Below are 18,159 nucleotides of genomic sequence, written 5' to 3'. Positions count from 1 at the left end.
ACGCTCAAAATTCTCAATTGAACTAGCCTACATTTCTGGCTCAATACCTAATTTACGTAATTCATTTCTCCCCAAGGTTTTGAGCCAATTCCCCAAACTCATCCCTTCTGCTTTTGCAGCAGCCTCGAACTGCGCCTTTAACTCAGGCGTGATACGAATCTGAAAAGTTGGAGCCTTTCCGGATTTGGACTGATTTGGGTCGCGTTTAGCCGTTGACATGTACGTACCTACAAGCGCAAGATATCACCAATCAGGTACGTACCTGTCTTATCTGACGACCTGACTTATAAACGCCCTCGCCCGGTATTCGCAGTACCCGACGAGAGCTAACCTCACCAACTATCAAGGAGTTGATTATGGCTGATTCGCATTCTACCCCAGATAGCGACCAATCCGGAACCGAACGTTCGTTAATTGTGGGATACCGACCGAATGTTTTCGACAAATCCACACCCAAAATTATCCTTTCAGGCAAGTGGCTCCGCGCGGCGGGGTTTGATACCGGGCAACAGATTAGCGTAAAAGTGATGAACGGTTGCATCGTCCTGATAGTCTATGGCGAGCAGGAGCAACGATTGCAGGATGAGCTAAAAGAGGCAAATCAGAAGTTGAATAGAATTGGGAGCACGCTGGCGACTCTTCAGTAACGTATAACTGAACCTGTAAGCGTTACTTATAGGTTTACCAGGTGCCGGATGGCGCTAACGCTTATCCGGCCTACTTTCAAAATGAATCACTCTTCCATAACCAATCATCCTAATTATATATGGCTATTTTAAATTTAACCGTGGAATGATTTATTTTTCTCTATTATTAATGTTTTCACTATTGCAAACCAATCGTAATAACCCTCATATATTATTTTTCAACAAAATGAGTTATTAAAATGGCAATTACTGTTTATCTCTGGCTCAAAGACGTCAGAGGTAAAGATAAGCTATGGTAAGTGATGATGATATCATCGCCTGGTACGATGAAACATTTAATAAACCCAGCTTATTCTTTAAAAAGCGTTGGCCAGTCACTCTCGATACCAGCCTTTCAACGGGAGATTATGTGTGGCCAGTGAAACGGGCGCAGACATCATGGATGCTTACTTTGCAACTTTCAATGTTGATTGCTCCAATTTCGATTTCTATAAATATTGGCCTATTGAGACATTCATTCTTTATGCAATTTTTACCTGTAGCAGAGATGACGATGAGCCGCAGCCATTAACACTCCGCATGCTGGCAGAGTCTGCAAAAGCGGGTAAATGGCTTTATGACTGAACCTTATTGACGGATGCCATTTATCCGACCTACCGCTTCCCCAAAAAATAAAGCCGCTGACCCATTAATCAGCGGCTTTTCCATTACCTGCAACTACGTCAGAAGTTATATTTCACGCCCAGCATACCGCGGGTATCGCTGTAGCCTTTATCGCCGACCTGTTGGGCCACGTTGCTCCACACGTTGAGGCGCGGAGTGATTTGACCTTCAACGCCGACTTTCAGCTCGCCAATGTTCTTGGTGCCACGCATGTCGTTGCTCACATCATCCATCTTCACGCGAGTCGTCTGCGTGTTGTGGATCCAGTTGGCTTCAACAAACGGCTGGAACTCACGAGATTTACCGTCGTCGATGGCGTTGTGACCGTTGATAAAGGCTTTTACCCCCAGACGGGTCATCAGGTTGCCATCGGTGTTGTCCTTCACGCGGGTACCGTTCGCTTCACGGTGGCTGTCGGCCTGCACGTCCATCCACACCACCTGAGCTTTCGGTTGCAGCCAATAGCTGTTGCGCTCATTTTCACCCAATTTGAAGCTGTAACCGGCTTCAACAGAAGCGGTGATCCCGCTGGATTTATATTTCTCCGTCGCCTGCTCCTGACCCATCACCTTGTTATCAAACCAGTTGTACAGCATCCAGGTGTCTACGTAAGTGCCGGTCTTGTCAGCGTCATTGGCATACCAGGTGCCGTACAGTCCCACGCTGTAACCGGTGACCTGACCACGTGAATGGTAGCCGGTCAGACTGGACTGCGTGCGGTTCTGGCTGTTGGCGTAACCAGCCATCGCACCGAGGTGCCAGCGGTCGAGGCCATCGCTGCTCCACTGCGCCAGGTCACCGCCTAACTGCAAGACATAGCTGTTGCTTTGGGTTTTCAACTGCCCGCTACCGTCTTTGAAGCGGGTATGTGCCCCGACGTTACGCATCCACAGACTGGTGACTTTTTTCTCGCCCGTCAGCATATCGACGTACTGCGTTTCCCCCAGACGATCGTGGAGTCGGGTCATGAACAGCGTGTTAGCAGCGTAGTTGTTCGCCAGATAACTGCCTGCTTCCGGGCGGTACTGCTGCTCAGTGACAGGGGGCGCAACAGGTTCTTCCGGCTCAGGGATAATCGGGTCGACAGGATCGACCGGGTCCGGGTCAACAGGACCTGGGTCAATAGGGTCAACCGGGTCCGGGTCAACGGGATCTGGGTCAATAGGGTCAACCGGGTCCGGATCGACGGGGTCCGGCTCTTCCGGATCCGGCGGAGCAGGAATAAAGCTGGTCAGATACCAGTTGTTGCCCTTTTGCACCACGTTATAGTCGTACGCACCGGCAACAATACGGCCCGCTTTCTCAAAAGTACCGTCAGAATTACCGGCCACTTCGATGATCTCAATACCTTCAACGGTTTGCGCCCCAGTTCCGCCGATATTGTTCACCGCCACAAACGCGTTACCCGCGGTGTTGCCGAGCACTTTCAGCTTGTCGGTTTCGGAGGCATCGTCATTCAGGACGGTATTGAAAACGAGTTTTCCGCCGTTGCCGGTAAAATCTTCATTGATAGTAAGCGTCTGCCACGGTTCGCCGTCAGCATGCCCAAAGTTCACCACTGACCCGCCGTTCAGCGTCAGGTCAGTGAGCGTTGAGCTGTTGGTCATGTTCCAGGTCGCATCGCTCATTTGCAGCGAGATAACCCCCGTCCCGGCAGTGCCGCTGGTGACGTATGACGCCCCACTCCACAACGAGTTGTCGGTCATATTGAGGTTGATGGTACTGTTTTGCTGCGGCTGGGTGTTGTTTGCGGCAGTAGCACCGGCTGCGTGAAGATCGCCGTCGATAAGGAAACGCCCGCCAGCAGAACCGTCGACGATACCGCCCGTTTCTGTACTGATGGCATAACTTTCATTGCTGTGATTGCCCGCCATGGTAATGGCGGCGCCACCTGCCAGGTTTATCGTACCGCGTGAAATCGCATACAGGCCGCGTGGCGCTTTGCTGTATGACGCCGCTTTCGCCGAATTGTTGACGTTGATCGTTGCGTTTTCGCCGAGATTCACGGTTGCATTGGTGGAATAAACCGCATGTGCGCTGACGCCGTTGACCGTAATCGTGGCATTGTTGCCCAGTTCCGTTTTGGAAGATGAGGCGGCATAAATCCCTGTCGAGGAAGCACCCGACGTCTCGATGGTGGCGTCATTGCCAAGGCGGATTGAGGACCCGCTCTGCCCGGTGCGGAGACCTTCTGAGCTGCTACCGGTTGTCACAATGTGTGCCCGGTCGCCGACGATAATCGTATTTTTAGCCAGCGTTTCGTCTCTCATCGCGTTTGCCGTGATGCCACGCCCCTGGTTACCGGTGGTTTGAATATACAGATCGTCGCCGACGTAAATGTTGGCCGAGCCTTTCCAACCCTGCCCACCATTATAGGCGTTGTAACCGGCGTTAATACCATCACCATCCTGGCCGTCCACATAAATACTGGTGCGATCCCCGGTGATAATAAAGACTGGATTATCCGGCGTATTAGCCCCGTGTGTGCGGATACCGTCAACATCTTTACCATTATTAGTGGCATTCTTTGACTGTGTGCGAATCGTCAGGTCGTCACCGAAAATAACGCCCGGGCTACCCGTCGTGCTGTTCTGAATAACGGTAACAGAGTGTTCAAAAGCTTCAGCCCCAGGCCCATTGAGCGTTAATCCATGGCCAAAAACGGGAATGGTACCGGCACTCCACTGATAAACATAATTCGGCGTAGCGCTGGTTTTTTCGAAACTGGCATTCGCTTGTGCAGGAAATAAAGCCTGCAACTCCGGCGAAAGACTGCTCACCAATCCACTGGCAGGAAGACTATCAATATCAATCCAGGCCGCGTGGGTTGAAAATACCATTGACGTTAACGCGGTTGATACCGCTATCGCAATGCGTGAGTAATGCTTAGGTTTTTTCATAATAGCCTCCTGCTTTCGGGCGTAGGGCGTCCACCACATCGCAAAGATGTGAAAATAGTAAAAATCAAAAATGCGTTATAAAATATTCGACAGTATTTGATGAATGCTATGGCCTAATTTATCTTCAAGCCTGAGCTTGTAGACATATATTTTCTTAATATCTATATTATCTATTTTTGTAATTTGCTGAATACTTTTCCCTGACACAAATCGCTTCAGTAATATCATTTCTGTATAGTTGAGTGAGCGTCCGCGTTTACTGTTCGCAAGGTGGCCGGTAAATAATCGGCGAATTTTCTGATGCTGAACTTCATCATCATCATCGGAATATATAATCCCTTGTATTTTATTGCTTTTCGACAGCCAGTAGTTGGCTAACGGCGCGAGATTCCTGTCCGCTATCAACACAATATACATACCGCTGTAGGCCAGCCGGTCAACCCATTGCGGATCGGCGAACAGGCGCAGGTTTGGGAAGGAAAAGTCCACAAAAATAAACCCACGCGACAAATGATTTTGATTATTAAGGAGAAGTTTTTCAATAATTCCTTTTTGCAGAAAACTATTTCCCTCTGGCCAGATCGCAAAAGTGGCTCGGTGACAGTAGCTGGCGCGTACCACAGTATCCGGAAATAATTGACAGGATAATTCACAGCTTATGCAACGAACACTCTGTGATGGTGATCTCTTCATCAAAAATGACTCCTGTTATTTTTCCATAAATATTTCATTGGTAAATAAATGTGTCAATCCGACACGTGTGACATTCCTTGTCAGTTAATAACAGTGACACCTAAAAAATGTAATAAACTCCTGATATGTTATTATGTATAGGCTATAAGTAATGCGATTGCGCTAAGCTTTTTTCTGCTTTATCTCAGAATAACAGTCTGGGTATTAGGAATTTTATGCATAAATCCAAATCCCAGAATAAAAATTAAAAAAGCACTATTTGCTAAAAATTAACCAATGAAAGGGGCTCTTATTAATTACACAATCCTGATAACTCAATCCCCCTTGAAGTGCTGTTGATAAATATAATGAGAATTCAGATAAAACTGTAATGAATTCTCATTATTTAACATTAGTTAATACTCACCTAAGAATTTACACACGTAACACATTGTATTTAAAGTGTTTTTAATCCTTAAGTGAAATTCTTATCTTCGATCACGTACAAAGAGTGAGGCATATTCACGATTTGGATGTAAAATTTAAGGTATGTGTAGGCACACGCGGTGATACGTTATAGTTACTGAGGGCTGGGCAATTGTACCTTATCAATCAGTTGGTCGAATTTAATCCTAACAGCAAAAGTCTGGTCAATCGTCAGACCGGGCGCGCAATACAACTTCAGCTCCCAGCTTCGCTTTGCTTTCTCTATTTAATTACTCACGCAAGTGACATTGTTTCGCAGAACACATTGATAAAAGTGGGTTGGGGTGAGAGAAATAATGTGACCACAACCAACACATTTTACCAGGCTATTCTGACGCTACGTAACGCGCTGGCGGATGTGGGTCTGCCACGTGATACGGTGAAAACTATTTCTCGACGCGGACTCAGATTAAATGAAAATACGCAGGTAGAGGCGATAACGCATCCTCAGAGTGAAGTTTTCCAGTCACCGCTAATAGAGGAATACGCGCCCCCAAAGATAATTCCTCCCGCGGCACAACAAACGACGCGGGTCCCCTGGTGGAATATTATATTTAGCGCTGGCATCGTTATTGCCACATTGATTATCTGGCTGGTGTGGTATCAGACACGTCCTGTTATGCCGTTTAGTAAATTCATTTCTGTTTCTATGCAGGTCCCATCTCGGCAAAACTGTAAAATTTATTACTCACTGAATGATCACGATCAGGAAAATTATTTCAATCTGATGCAACTGCACCCTTCTCTCTGTGAAAACAACAAGCATGTTTTCCTTTCCGGCTACCGTAAAGCGGAGAGGATCGTGGCATTTGTTTGTGATAAAGATGCACGGGTAGATGCGCACGCGTTTTGTACTACCCATTATTACTGGATGCGCGGGCAATGAAAAAAATACACCACCTTATTTTAATCGTAATCGGCGTGGCGACATTGCTCGGCTCAGGCGGATGGCTATGGCATTCACGCTATGCCGAAAAGCAGCTAAATTGCGTTGGAAATGTCGAATGGAATATTGGCAGCAACCGCTTTGCAGGTACGGTTTCATTTCGGATGTACAAAGATGCAGGGCTAGCGACCATTACCGGAAAACTGTACGGACGTAATACCTCAGACATTAGCAGGAACATCTATTTCAGTTATACCAGGCAGCACGAAGCCCGAGTGCTACAGGCAATGCAGGTGGTCAAAACCTTCGCTGACAGCGCCGATGAAGCTGATATTAACAACACATTACCCGGATTTTACCGTCAAAGCGGACGAAACCTGAGCCTGATCATGGAGGAGTATAAGGGCGCATGGATTTTTGCCAGCTCAAATGTCCCCTCGCTGTATTGCCGCAAAAGGTAACGTCATATCCGGATACAAAAAGCACGCCCCCTTCAATAGAATTCATATTTGCCATCATCGACTTACGCGACATGGGTCACTGAATCCACTCATATCCCATTGCTATTCTTCATCCCGAATCAGGAAACATCCTGAATACCACGATATCCATTGCGCAATAATTAAGCGAAATGGGCGTTTTATTTTGCCCAGAAGACTTCAACCTACGGATGGATATTTGGAGAAGACGTGGACAGGGGCGTTTATCTCTCTCGCGAGCAATGTCTGAGCGTTCAGGCGTTATCGCATTTCAGGAAACGGTGTGTTTCCGGTGTATTTTTGGCGTACATATGAGGGATACGTAATGTTTACTTTTAAAAAGTGCCTGATTGCACTTTCTATAAATTTGGCCGTTGTTTCATCAGGTTTTGCTTGTACGACCCTATTGGTCGGTAATGAAGCATCAGCGGACGGCTCCATGCTGGTAGCCCGTAGCGCTGACAGCGATGCCCTGAAAGCGCAGCATTTTGTCATTCATCCGGCCAAGCAGAATCAGACCGGGATATACAGCACCAAAGCACATAATGGCGCGAATGACTTTACCTGGCCGCTACCCAAAAACTCTCTGCGTTATACCACCGTTCCAAACTGGAAAACCCAACTGCACGGCGCGACCGGATTTAACGAATTGGGCGTTGGCGTGAGCGGTACAGAATCTATTTTTGCCTCAGCAAAAGCGCTGGCTGCCGACCCCTACGTTGAAGATAAAGGGATCACCGAAGATGATATCCCGGATATTCTGTTGTCCCAGAGCAAAACTGCGCGTGAAGCCGTGGCGTTACTGGGTCATATCGTTGAGACCGTCGGCGCTGGGGAAGGTTTTGGCGTGGCCGTCGTCGACGATAACGAAATCTGGTACCTGGAAACCGGCAGCGGTCACCAGTGGATGGCGCAGCGCCTGCCGAATAACCAGTATTTTGCCACCGGTAATCAGGGCCGCTTACAGGATTACGACCCTAAAAACCCGGACATGATGGCGTCAAAAAACCTGATTCAATTTGCGACCGAAAAAGGTCTGTACGAACCGGCAAAAGATGGCAAATTCAACTTCTCCAAAGCCTATACCCGTGATGATGAGCGTGACCGCACGTATAACGATCCTCGCGTATGGACCATCCAGAAAGAGTTCAATCCTTCCGTAAATCAGGATATGGCCAAAGGGCGCGAATTCCCGGTGTTCATGACGCCAGAGAAGAAGATGACGCTGGATGATGTGAAGGCCGTGCTGCGTAACCATTACGAAGGCACCAGCCATGACCCGTACACCAACGGTCTGAACGGCAAAGAGCCATGGCGTCCGGTTAGCGTCTTCCGCACCTATGAAGCGCACGTGATGCAGGTCCGTCCGTGGTTGCCAAAAGAGATTGGTGAAACGACCTACATTGGTCTGGGTATGGCCGACCTCACCGCGTTTGTTCCGTACTACAGCGGCCTGAAAGCGTATCCGGCAAACTATACGATGGGCACCGATAAAGCGGACGATCAGTCCATTTACTGGAAATACCGTAAGTTACAGACGCTGACGATGACCGATTATCCGAAGCTCGCGCCAATCGTCAAAAAAGCCTACAAAGCATGGGAAGATAAAGTGGCGAAGGAGCAAAAAGAGGTCGAAGCAAAATATCTGAAGATGGCAAAAACCGATAAACCTGCCGCAGATAAGATGCTCAATGACTTCAACTTGCGCATCATGGCCGATGCCGAGAAGCTGACGGAAGATCTGACTAATCAGCTCTTTACCATCCGCACTAAAGACATTCAGTCTGATATCTTCTTTGCAAACGCTGCGAAAAAAGACTGAGTAACGGCACGATGACATGCTGGCGCAAAGTAAGCTTCAAAACTTTGCGCCAGTAGTACGGCTTACATTTCCTTCCGCGGCAGTTGATCGACAGCCAGGCTTCTTAGATGCAAATTGGCCCAGCAGGCTGCCTGTGTTCGGTTATTCACAGATATCTTTTTAAATATATTATAAATATGCGTTCTCACTGTATTTTCACTAATAAAAAATGCGTTAGCAATTTCTACATTAGACGCACCTTTCGACAACTCAGTTAAAATTTCATATTCTCTTTCGGTTAAAATTCCGTAGTCACTATCTGATGGCGTGAGGTTTACATACTCTGGCGGCGGTGACAGTGAGCGTGGTGGACGGGAGGTTTTAAGCCCCTCTTTAAGGAGTTCTAACAAATATTCTGTAGAGCAATTATTTGGTACGATCGACTCAAAATTTGGCCATAGCATGCTCTCATAGAGTGGGAGCGACCGCAGGCAGTTAATAATATAAACGCGCAAACTATATGCGCTGTCATTGAGTAATTTTGACCAGACATTTTTTAATTTACGGCTTGATGCCTGTATATCATAGAGGATGATACTTCCCTCAACGATAAATGACATGTCTGGTCTGCTAATGTTAACAAAATCAACCAAGATATCGTTTTGCTTATTGAGATAATCCAGCAAGAGTTGCGTCTGTATTGATTGGTTACTAATGAGTATTATCTTACTGTCCATGTTAAGCATATCTAGCCTTCATTCAAATGATGATTGACAATATTCCTTATCGTTATTGCATGCCAAGCCAATAACAAGTCACTACTTAAGATTAAAGATAATCTGATTGAATTATAAGAATTTAGCTAATTGTGCAATTCGATCATTCGCTTTTTCCGAGCGCAGGATTCGATTTTTCTTTATAGCATTTAAAGAAGTATCACAATACAAACATAACATATTGTATTCCAAGTGTTTTTATTTCACCTTAGAGTTGAGGACTATCTCAATCACAATCTGCTTATAGATAATAATAATTCATTAATACTCATAGTTAATGATCATTATTAATATTATAGGATGAGTGAAATACGTCCAATCTACGATGTACAACAATAATTTATCTAACATAATTGATAGCGGGCGACAGCCTTACAGGGCGCAAGAAAAAAGGAGCCCAGACAATGTTACTGATAATAGGGACGATCTATCTCTAAATGAGGAGTACATTATGAATAAATTATTCACTGCGATTTTAATAACATATGCAGTATCAATTCCTTCAGCGATGGCAATAGGTTTAGGCAGCAATACCCACGATCCTCAAGGCAAAGTTAATTTTACTGGTCATGTTTATTCCAGTTCCTGTAAAATTGTAAATGATGATAGTAATAAAAATGTGAAATTAAAACCGGTATTGAGCCATAAAGTTAATAAATTCAGTTCTGAGCAGGATCAGATATTCCATATTAAGGTTAAAGATTGTTATATACATGAAAAATTAATCCCTAAATTAGCATGGGTTAATAACGGCAATTTGACGAATGAAGGTTATCTCCAAAATAATGATGCTAATGGTGCCAAAAACGTTGCATTAGTGTTGAAAGATAAAAACGGGAGGACCATTGACTTAAACGATAAATCTAATCGTTTTGAGCCAGAAAATTATCAATCCATCGGTCATAATGATTCTCCATTAACATACACCTTCAGTGTCGGTTACATTAAACCGCGTAATACTCATTTTTGGGATCAGGTTACTACAGGTCCGGTAACTGCCCAGGCAAACTACAGCATTACCTATCTCTAAATACATGATGCCGTAGCACTTGCTGCTATGGCATTTTTTGCCAGAGGTCATATGAAAATCATCCTTGCTCTGTTTGTTTTTTTTTCTATTTCTATTGCACATGCTAATAACATTATCGTGAATGGTACTCGATTCATTTACTCTGAAGAAACTACCGAAATTACCATACAAATGTCCAATTCAGGAGACTCACCTTCACTGGCTCAGGTATGGCTGGATAATGGTGACGCAGGAAAATTACCCGAAGACATTTCCACTCCATTTATTATCTCACCACCGATTGCTCGTATTGATGCAAAAAATGGACAATCAATAAGAATAAAAAAAGCTATTGATAAACGCATTGCCGCGAACGATAGAGAATCATTATGGTGGTTAAATATTCTGGACATTCCCTCCGTAGATAAAAGCCAGGCTACGGAAAACACAGCCATTCTCAATTTAGCCATTCGTTCTCGGTTTAAATTTTTCTGGCGGCCGATCGGTTTAGGAGATCGGCAAAATGCCGAAAGTAAGATGGAATTTATTGCCACCTCTGACGGCATTACGTTGGTCAACCCGACGCCCTTTTTTATCACAGTTGTAGATGTTGTTAGCGCCTCAGGAAACGGGTTATTGAAAGAAAGCATCATGGTTGCGCCTAAAAGTAAAACTAAGGTCAATTCAAAACAAAAAATCAAACCTGGAGAAGCTGTAGTTTTACAAGCAGTGAACGATTACGGCAGCGTCGTGGAATTCAAAACAGCCATTAATAAATAGAAATAAAAAAGGAATACACAATGGGCTTACGTAAAAGGATCTTAACCATACCCGGCTGCGTAATTTTATATGGTTCGTTATTTTCAGCCATGCTTCATGCAGACAGCACTAGCCGATATGAATTTGATAATGCCATCTTAATGGGCAATGCTTCACTTAACGATTTGCAGTCCTTTAATGCCGCAGGCTTATTGCCTGGGACATATATCGTAGATATTTATATTAATGATAACTGGCGTGGACGTCGTGAACTCTTATTCAAAAAAGATAATCACGGCGATTTAGTTAGCTGTTATTCAGAAGCATTTATCAAAGGCGTGGGCATTAACCCAGAAAAAATGAATCAAACGCTGGCCGCTCACCCTTCACGCTGCGGCAGCATTGCCGATTGGGACACCAGCGGGAAAGCAACGGAGAGACTCAACACCAGCCAGCTTGAGCTGCGCATCACCATCCCGCAGGCTTATGTTGATAATATCGAAAACAATTATGTCCAACCTGAACTCTGGCAACCAGGGGCGCCGGCGATTAATTTCAGCTATAACGCCGATTATTACAGCACCCAGCAACGTGGTAACGATCGTTCAAGTACGGACAGCGCCTGGGTGGGAATGGATATCCGAAGCTCTGCTGGAGGGTGGCTAATTGAACATTTTGGTAGCCAAAATTGGGACAGCAAAATAGGTAGCCATTACGCCAATAATCGCACGACGCTAAAACGGCCCATCACTCGTTGGAAATCCATGTTAAGCGCTGGCAAGTTCTATACTGACAGCCAGATGTTCGACAGTATGGCTATTCTCGGAGTGGGATTGGCTTCTGAGGATTTAATGCGCCCGGATAGCACGCTGAACTGGGCGCCGATTATTCGCGGCGTAGCTGAGACCAACGCCCGTATTACCGTCACCCAGGATGGTCAAACCATTCATCAGTCTTCGGTTCCGGCTGGGCCATTCTCGATTGATTCCGTGTTGCCCGCGAATACTGGCGGCGAGTTGCTGGTCACGATTCAGGAATCAGACGGGCGTATCCGCCGCTTTACCGTTCCATACTCTTCGGTACCACAGCTACTAAAACCCGGCATTTCGCGCTATGGCATCACTCTCGGCACCGTCGATGAAGATAATTATGATGAAGATCCGTTTTTAGCCCAGGCCTACTGGCAGTATGGCCTGAACAACTATTTAACGTTGTATACCGGGGCCTCTGGATTCGAGCGCTATCAGTCAGCCCTCATCGGTAGCGGTCTGAACACCCAACTCGGCGCATTCGCCCTTGATATCACCCAATCGCGCCTGAAGCTTGAGGACAATCGTCAACAAGGACAACAGTATCGTCTGACATGGAATAGCACCCTACCCTGGTCGGCAACCGCGCTCTGGCTGGAAGCAAAATACAGTTCACATCACTTTTACGGTCAACGCGATGCGCTGGATGCCCTGGATGCACAGGCATTCGTCAGCCAATATTTCTCGTCACGCGAGAAGCAGTCGTTTAGCGCCAGTATTAATCAGCCGTTATCCGATACCTGGGGCTCATTCTATTTATCCGGCTCTCTTAAGAAGTTCTGGGATCAGCAGGATAATTATCGCCAGTATGCCGTGGGATACACCAATGCCTGGGGCAACCTGACCTGGAGTATATCCGCCCAACGTTTCTGGAATCAGGATCAACAGGGTTCGGTCACCAAAGATGACCAAATCATGCTCTCATTCAGCTATTTCCTGCCCCGGGATAACGCCGGTTTTACGCAGATCTCCTCTGATAGCTATAGCGATAACGGCAAAGCCAGCAATACACGCCTCGGCTTCACGACCTCGACTGATGAGGAAAACAATATCGTTTGGGGAGCAAATACCGGCTATCTCCGCGGCGGTAGTGTGGAATGGGGAGCAAACGGCATGGTGCGTACGCCTTATACCTCGCTGAACGGGACGTGGAGTCAGAGTAACTCATGGCACCAGGTAAGCGGTGGAATGAGTGGCATGCTGGTTGGGCACGCGGGGGGAATAACCTTCTCGCCAGAGCGCTCAGATACCGTCGCGCTGGTCTATGCGCCTGATGCGCATGGCGCTCATCTTGAAGGCGTACCTGGAACCCGCTTCGATAAAAATGGCTACGCCATTCTGCCCTGGCTTCGTCCGTGGCGCGTGAATGACGTTACTATCGATCCAAAAGGTTCAACTGAAGGTCTGAACTTTACTAAAACCCAGGCCAAGATTGCGCCTTACGAAGGTAATGTCATTCCAGTCACCTTTGAAACGACGCTCAGAAAACAGAACATTATTTATCCCCGCCTGCAGGGTCAGCAGAGAATGCCATTCGGTGCCATCATCCGCGACAATGCCAATAATCATGTCGGCTACGTCGGACAAGGCGGTGCGCTTTATATTGATGAAACCACCTCACCAGAAGTGTTCGTTTCACTGGAAACAGGGAAATGTACGATCGTGTTAAAAAACCAGGAGGCCACATGTCGGTAATACGAACCGCTTTAATTCTGGGCTGTGCCTTGGGCATTCATCAGACAGCCAGTGCTGCATGTACCCTGACCACACAAAAGTTTATTTTGTCGCCGGAAATCGTTAACGATAAGCAATCAATCCAGTCAGGGGGAGTTATTCAGACGCGCACGCTTTCGCTACAGAATATTCAGGCGTCAGGCTGTACTAACAACCAGCCTTTTTCCGCACAGATTATTGGCGATCGGTCCGCAATGAAACAACCCGGTATTATACGCAGCAATGTGAGTGGGATTGGCATTAAAGTCACCCTGGAAACCTCAACCGGACAAACGATCCAGTGGCCATCAACTTTCAGAGCGACGGCAGATGAATTCAGAAACAGCAAAATAAAGATTGAGCTGATCAAACTGGATGATCAGCTTGCGGCAGGAGCCGCTGCGGGCTCCATCAACCTGCAAATCAGAAGTGAGGCTCAATCGTTGCCCGTGGTGGATATCATTGTGCCGGCAAAATATATCACGATGCTCAACCGTTCATGCGCAATCAAAGGTAACCGCTCGATCAACGTCAAACTGCCCGATATAGCACTTGAGCAATTCAGAGGCTATGGAAGCACTGCGGGAAGAAAACCATTTACTATCGACCTTCTCTGTAAAAGTGATTTTACCACGCCTTCCCGGGTTATTCTAAGCTGGAGCGACACAGAGAATGGTCACCGCAGTATTATCGGTGTACTAAAGAATATCCACCCCAAAGGCGCTGCTGGCATCGGCATTCAGGTGTTAGATCAACAACAACAGCCTGTTAAATTCAATACACCTTCATATATCAATTTAGCGCCTCAAGATAAAGGTAATCATTCCATCCCGTTTTATGCTCAGTATTATCAAACAGCTAACAATGTCAGTCCCGGCATTGTACGTTCAGTTTTGTATTTCAATGCTGAGTACCAATAATCAATCCTAATCTAGGCGTACTGCGAGGTCTTTGCTCCACGCAAGTGGAGCTTTTTTACATTACGTATCTATCGGAATGTAATGATCACAGGTAATTATTTTGTTTTTAAGATCCTCTTGGTTATAATGGAATATTTCAATATCATAACCTGCCTTTCTTTTTAATTTACTCTCCGGCAACATTTTAAAATAAATATATCTTGAATAGAGTGGATAGTCCTCTTTCTTGAATCTGAATGAAAAACAGGCATACATTCCCGAAGGACACTCATAACGATTATAGGCATTGGGCGAATGATGACTTTTATTACCAATGATGCTTTTAACTTTCAACCGCATCATTGAGTTTGGATTAGACGAGAAATCGGTTAATGCCCACACATTTTGTTTTGAACTGGTAAGTTGCTCAAATATTAGATTTAATCGATGCAGATGTGAGTCACTGGCAGGCGGGATTGGTGTGTCATAGTTGTACTGAAATCCATGCACGGTATCAGCAGGTAAGGTACGTAGTTGCAATTCGCCGACAACAATATCACTGCGTAGTACAAACGACATTAACGGCGAAAGATCCCAACTGGGATTTTTACGGTATTCTGTGGGGGTATAACCGGTTAGTTTTTTAAATTCACGGCAGAAAGATTGCTGAGAATCGAATCCCACCCGCACTGAAATATCGATAATATCCATATGAGTAAGGCGTAACAAGCTTGCTGCTTTGGTTATCCGTCGCCTACGAATATAAAGCCCCACAGGCATATTTATTCGCTGCTTTAAAATATTCTGTATATGCCTGCGGCTGTATCCGGAAAACTGTGAAATGTCATCAATACCAATGCCTGAAACAAAATTATCTTCTATATAATACAATACATCATTTATAGTCTTTGACTTCAATGGCCCTCTCCTACCCCAATAAATAACGTAATAACAAAAAGCATCAATGCGTTTAACAATCAGGCAAAGAAATAGGTATGTATCGGGGCTATTATGTTTTATATCGTAGCGGAAGGTATCTCGTCAAATACCTTTTAATAAATATACAAGTCATTAAATCATCGACCAAAAAATTCTTAACATAAATATTATAAACACTGCATTAATTTAAGAAACAATATTAATCGAAGAAACTATACTCAATGAAACAATTATCACTAACTGATCGGCGTTCCGATCAGATTAATGCCCGCAACAGAGATTAGCTATTATTTATGCGTATGGCTATCGAATAATATTCCTGCAATTGAACACCTCACGGGGAAACGCCCAACGTGTCACACCGCGCCTTCACGGCGTCATGCAGCAGACGGACAGCCGTTGAAAGCTGCTTACGATGTGGGCAAATCATATTTAGCGGGGCTTTCTCGCCCAGGTAATCAGGCATCAGTAGCTGCAATCGTCCATCACGCACATCCTCGCTGACATCCAGCCACGACTTGTACGCGATGCCTTCTCCGGCAATCGCCAGCCGTCGGATTACTGCAGCATCGTCGCTCATAATGGTGCCGTTTACCTGCACACTGCTAACCTCGCCGTTATGCGTAAACGTCCAGCGATCGTGCAGGCGTCCGCGTAAGACGAAGGTCATGGCGTTGAGCTGTGTTAAATCATCCGGAGTTTGCGGCGCGCCGTTTTGCAAAACCCATTCCGGTGATGCCACCAGCACGCGTCGGTTACCCGGTGCGACAGGCAGCGCAATGTAAGATGCGTCTTCGGTGTTGCCATAACGAAACGCAACATCGACGGGGTCTTTAAAGACATCCGTCACCTGGTCGGAGAAAAAAATCCGCAGGCGCAGCGCGGGATAGCGGCGTCGAAACGACTGAAAGACCGGCAGCAGTAGGTTCCGACCGAGATCGGAAGGTACGGCGATTTGCAGCGTGCCTGAAACTTCATCTTCCGGGGTCTGAATTTTTTGCAGTCCGGCATGCATCACGTCCAGCATCTGGCGGGCATAGGGTAGCCAGACCTCACCTTCCGGCGTCAGGCGCAGACTGCGCGTGGAGCGGGCGAACAAGCGGATAGCCAGCGTAGATTCCAGGCGCTTAATAGCAGAACTGACCTGAGCAGGCTGAACGCCGACTTCGCGTGCGGCATCGCTAAAACTATTTAGCGCCGCGGCGCGGACAAACAACGTGAGATCTTCAAGCCGGAACATTTTCACTCCCCGAGTATAAGTCCTGTCGCCGAAGGGCTATTTTTCCCGTTCTGCTACCGGTTTACCATCGAATTATTCAACAGATAGAAGGTTTATTAACCGGAGAGATTATGAAAGCCATCGCTATTACCCGCGCCGCAACCGACGGCAGTAACATTGAATTTTTACAAGAGATTGACCTGCCCATGCCCGTCGCCTCCGGGCACGATCTGCTGGTTGAAGTGAAGGCCATTTCCGTCAACCCCGTTGATACCAAGGTCCGCGAAGGTTTTAACGCTAATGTGCCCCGCGTGCTGGGTTGGGACGCCGTTGGCGTAGTGAAGTCCGTGGGTGAAGCAGTCACCCTGTTCGCTCCTGGCGATGAAGTCTGGTACGCCGGTGCGCTGGGTCGCGCTGGCAGTAACAGTGAATTTCAGCTGGTTGATGAACGTATTACCGCGCTGAAGCCGCAATCGCTGGACAACGCTTCTGCTGCGGCACTGCCGCTGACCGCCATCACCGCCTGGGAAATGCTGTTCGACCGTCTGGGCGTTGAGGAAAATGGCAATGAAAATGATGTGTTATTGATTGTTGGCGCTGCTGGCGGCGTCGGTTCTATCCTGACGCAACTGGCCAGTAAGCTGACCAAAATGACAGTCATCGGTACCGCTTCACGTCCACAGAGCCAGAAATGGGTACGTGAAGCAGGCGCTCATCACGTGATTGACCATAGCAAGCCGCTGATGGAAGAGCTGGCTCGGATAGGCATTAAAGAGGTGACGCACGTTGCCAGCCTGAACAATACCGAGCAGCACTACCCGCAAATTATTGCCGCCCTGGCGCCGCAGGGCAAACTGGCGCTGATTGACGATCCGCAAACCCTCGATGCACGTCCACTGAAGGCCAAAAGCATTTCGCTGCACTGGGAATTTATGTTTACCCGTTCGATGTTTACCACCCACGACATCATTGCGCAGCATCAGCTATTAACCCGCGTGGCACAGTTGATCGATGACAACACCATTCGCACCACGCTGGGCGAGCATTTTGGCGCAATCAACGCGGCGAATCTGCAAAAAGCGCACGCGCAAATTGAAACCGGTCGTTCAGTCGGCAAGATTGTGCTGGAGGGGTTTTAACATGTCTGATTCAAAGGTGATTTCAATTATTGCGGTACTGAAAGCCAGACCGGGGAAAATCGACGCACTGAAACAGGCGCTGCAGGCTCTGCTGCTGCCCACGCGCCAGGAGCCGGGCAATATTGAGTATGCCCTGTTCCAGTTGCGCGACACACCGGATGTCTTCTACGTTCGTGAATCCTGGCGCGGTCAGGCCGGTCTGGACGAGCATATCGCCCTGCCCCATTTCCAGACGTTTATTCTGCAAATGAACGAGCTGCTGGCCGAACCGCTACGACTGGATTATCTGACGCCGATTGCGCCGTAAGATGACTGCCGAAGCCCCCTGCGGTGTGGGGGGCTGTGCCCGTCATGTCTCACTCG

16 protein-coding genes and 1 pseudogene are annotated in these 18,159 nt (G+C 46.9%); 11 read left to right on the top strand and 6 right to left on the bottom strand.

Going from position 1 to position 18,159, the window contains the following annotated elements:
• Nucleotides 1-27 precede the first annotated feature (27 nt).
• A complete protein-coding gene (locus HV334_RS00350; RefSeq protein WP_003844491.1) occupies nucleotides 28-219 on the bottom strand; it encodes a toxin-antitoxin system HicB family antitoxin in 192 nt (63 codons plus the stop codon).
• Between the two features lie 137 nt (nucleotides 220-356).
• Here HV334_RS00350 and HV334_RS00345 point away from each other — a divergent pair, with 137 nt between their 5' ends.
• Nucleotides 357-647: a SymE family type I addiction module toxin gene (locus tag HV334_RS00345; protein ID WP_181221036.1), complete on the top strand. Its 291-nt coding sequence runs from the start codon at nucleotides 357-359 to the stop codon at nucleotides 645-647.
• Nucleotides 648-939: 292 nt separating this feature from the next.
• Nucleotides 940-1,271, top strand: a pseudogene (locus HV334_RS00340) (DUF1493 family protein).
• A gap of 98 nt (nucleotides 1,272-1,369) precedes the next feature.
• Here HV334_RS00340 and misL read toward each other — a convergent pair.
• Nucleotides 1,370-4,210: an intestinal colonization autotransporter adhesin MisL gene (gene misL, locus HV334_RS00335; RefSeq protein WP_181221035.1), complete on the bottom strand. Its 2,841-nt coding sequence runs from the start codon at nucleotides 4,208-4,210 to the stop codon at nucleotides 1,370-1,372.
• 75 nt (nucleotides 4,211-4,285) lie between these two features.
• Nucleotides 4,286-4,903, bottom strand: a complete 618-nt coding sequence (locus HV334_RS00330) for a helix-turn-helix transcriptional regulator (RefSeq protein WP_046276006.1) — start codon at nucleotides 4,901-4,903, stop codon at nucleotides 4,286-4,288.
• A 577-nt stretch (nucleotides 4,904-5,480) separates the two neighbouring features.
• On the opposite strand from HV334_RS00330, the gene HV334_RS00325 reads away from it, so the two are divergent.
• From HV334_RS00325 to HV334_RS00315, 3 genes are all read left to right on the top strand, one after another.
• On the top strand, nucleotides 5,481-6,254 hold the full coding sequence (locus tag HV334_RS00325; protein ID WP_181221034.1) for a winged helix-turn-helix domain-containing protein: 774 nt from the start codon (nucleotides 5,481-5,483) through the stop codon (nucleotides 6,252-6,254).
• Nucleotides 6,251-6,715 (top strand): hypothetical protein, encoded by a 465-nt coding sequence (locus HV334_RS00320; RefSeq protein ID WP_181221033.1) that lies wholly within the window; start codon nucleotides 6,251-6,253, stop codon nucleotides 6,713-6,715. The genes HV334_RS00325 and HV334_RS00320 overlap by 4 nt, the downstream gene beginning before the upstream one ends.
• Before the next feature lie 343 nt (nucleotides 6,716-7,058).
• Nucleotides 7,059-8,555: a C69 family dipeptidase gene (locus tag HV334_RS00315; RefSeq protein ID WP_047498724.1), complete on the top strand. Its 1,497-nt coding sequence runs from the start codon at nucleotides 7,059-7,061 to the stop codon at nucleotides 8,553-8,555.
• Between the two features lie 62 nt (nucleotides 8,556-8,617).
• Here the strand turns inward: HV334_RS00315 and HV334_RS00310 are convergent, their stop codons facing one another.
• Nucleotides 8,618-9,280, bottom strand: a complete 663-nt coding sequence (locus HV334_RS00310) for a LuxR C-terminal-related transcriptional regulator (RefSeq protein WP_047498727.1) — start codon at nucleotides 9,278-9,280, stop codon at nucleotides 8,618-8,620.
• 481 nt (nucleotides 9,281-9,761) lie between these two features.
• Between HV334_RS00310 and HV334_RS00305 the strand changes: the two genes are divergently transcribed.
• From HV334_RS00305 to HV334_RS00290, 4 genes are read left to right on the top strand one after another with little or no spacing between them, the layout of a single operon-like run.
• Nucleotides 9,762-10,340 carry a fimbrial protein gene (locus tag HV334_RS00305; RefSeq protein WP_131347214.1) on the top strand — a complete coding sequence of 193 codons (579 nt, stop codon included), beginning with the start codon at nucleotides 9,762-9,764 and terminating at the stop codon, nucleotides 10,338-10,340.
• A gap of 51 nt (nucleotides 10,341-10,391) precedes the next feature.
• Nucleotides 10,392-11,099, top strand: a complete 708-nt coding sequence (locus tag HV334_RS00300; protein ID WP_131347215.1) for a molecular chaperone — start codon at nucleotides 10,392-10,394, stop codon at nucleotides 11,097-11,099.
• Nucleotides 11,100-11,119: 20 nt separating this feature from the next.
• Nucleotides 11,120-13,582, top strand: coding sequence for a fimbria/pilus outer membrane usher protein (locus HV334_RS00295; RefSeq protein ID WP_181221032.1), 2,463 nt, complete (start codon nucleotides 11,120-11,122; stop codon nucleotides 13,580-13,582).
• Nucleotides 13,573-14,520: a fimbrial protein gene (locus HV334_RS00290; RefSeq protein ID WP_016155030.1), complete on the top strand. Its 948-nt coding sequence runs from the start codon at nucleotides 13,573-13,575 to the stop codon at nucleotides 14,518-14,520. Before HV334_RS00295 ends, HV334_RS00290 begins: the two co-directional genes overlap by 10 nt.
• A 60-nt stretch (nucleotides 14,521-14,580) precedes the next feature.
• On the opposite strand, the gene HV334_RS00285 is transcribed toward HV334_RS00290, so the two are convergent.
• Both HV334_RS00285 and HV334_RS00280 read right to left on the bottom strand, forming a co-directional pair.
• Nucleotides 14,581-15,417 (bottom strand): helix-turn-helix domain-containing protein, encoded by an 837-nt coding sequence (locus HV334_RS00285; protein WP_181221031.1) that lies wholly within the window; start codon nucleotides 15,415-15,417, stop codon nucleotides 14,581-14,583.
• Between the two features lie 355 nt (nucleotides 15,418-15,772).
• Entirely contained in the window at nucleotides 15,773-16,678 is a 906-nt protein-coding gene (locus tag HV334_RS00280) for a LysR family transcriptional regulator (protein WP_181221030.1), read from the bottom strand.
• Nucleotides 16,679-16,788: 110 nt separating this feature from the next.
• Between HV334_RS00280 and HV334_RS00275 the strand changes: the two genes are divergently transcribed.
• Together HV334_RS00275 and HV334_RS00270 are read left to right on the top strand one after the other, a co-directional pair.
• A complete protein-coding gene (locus HV334_RS00275) occupies nucleotides 16,789-17,796 on the top strand; it encodes a zinc-binding alcohol dehydrogenase family protein (protein WP_181221029.1) in 1,008 nt (335 codons plus the stop codon).
• A gap of 1 nt (nucleotide 17,797) precedes the next feature.
• Complete coding sequence (locus HV334_RS00270) at nucleotides 17,798-18,103, top strand: putative quinol monooxygenase (RefSeq protein WP_181221028.1); 306 nt, start codon at nucleotides 17,798-17,800, stop codon at nucleotides 18,101-18,103.
• Nucleotides 18,104-18,159 lie beyond the last annotated feature (56 nt).

Origin of the sequence: Citrobacter sp. RHBSTW-00944 (genome assembly GCF_013615435.1) — a bacterium.
Taxonomy (GTDB): Bacteria; Pseudomonadota; Gammaproteobacteria; order Enterobacterales; family Enterobacteriaceae; genus Citrobacter; species Citrobacter braakii.
This window is presented reverse-complemented; position numbering and strand designations above follow the sequence as displayed.

Coding starts and splice junctions, on each gene's coding strand:
- HV334_RS00350 (WP_003844491.1), bottom strand. CDS start 219: ATGTCAACGGCTAAACGCGACCCAAATCAGTCCAAATCCGGAAAGGCT.
- HV334_RS00345 (WP_181221036.1), top strand. CDS start 357: ATGGCTGATTCGCATTCTACCCCAGATAGCGACCAATCCGGAACCGAA.
- misL (WP_181221035.1), bottom strand. CDS start 4,210: ATGAAAAAACCTAAGCATTACTCACGCATTGCGATAGCGGTATCAACC.
- HV334_RS00330 (WP_046276006.1), bottom strand. CDS start 4,903: ATGAAGAGATCACCATCACAGAGTGTTCGTTGCATAAGCTGTGAATTA.
- HV334_RS00320 (WP_181221033.1), top strand. CDS start 6,251: ATGAAAAAAATACACCACCTTATTTTAATCGTAATCGGCGTGGCGACA.
- HV334_RS00315 (WP_047498724.1), top strand. CDS start 7,059: ATGTTTACTTTTAAAAAGTGCCTGATTGCACTTTCTATAAATTTGGCC.
- HV334_RS00310 (WP_047498727.1), bottom strand. CDS start 9,280: ATGCTTAACATGGACAGTAAGATAATACTCATTAGTAACCAATCAATA.
- HV334_RS00305 (WP_131347214.1), top strand. CDS start 9,762: ATGAATAAATTATTCACTGCGATTTTAATAACATATGCAGTATCAATT.
- HV334_RS00300 (WP_131347215.1), top strand. CDS start 10,392: ATGAAAATCATCCTTGCTCTGTTTGTTTTTTTTTCTATTTCTATTGCA.
- HV334_RS00295 (WP_181221032.1), top strand. CDS start 11,120: ATGGGCTTACGTAAAAGGATCTTAACCATACCCGGCTGCGTAATTTTA.
- HV334_RS00290 (WP_016155030.1), top strand. CDS start 13,573: ATGTCGGTAATACGAACCGCTTTAATTCTGGGCTGTGCCTTGGGCATT.
- HV334_RS00280 (WP_181221030.1), bottom strand. CDS start 16,678: ATGTTCCGGCTTGAAGATCTCACGTTGTTTGTCCGCGCCGCGGCGCTA.
- HV334_RS00275 (WP_181221029.1), top strand. CDS start 16,789: ATGAAAGCCATCGCTATTACCCGCGCCGCAACCGACGGCAGTAACATT.
- HV334_RS00270 (WP_181221028.1), top strand. CDS start 17,798: ATGTCTGATTCAAAGGTGATTTCAATTATTGCGGTACTGAAAGCCAGA.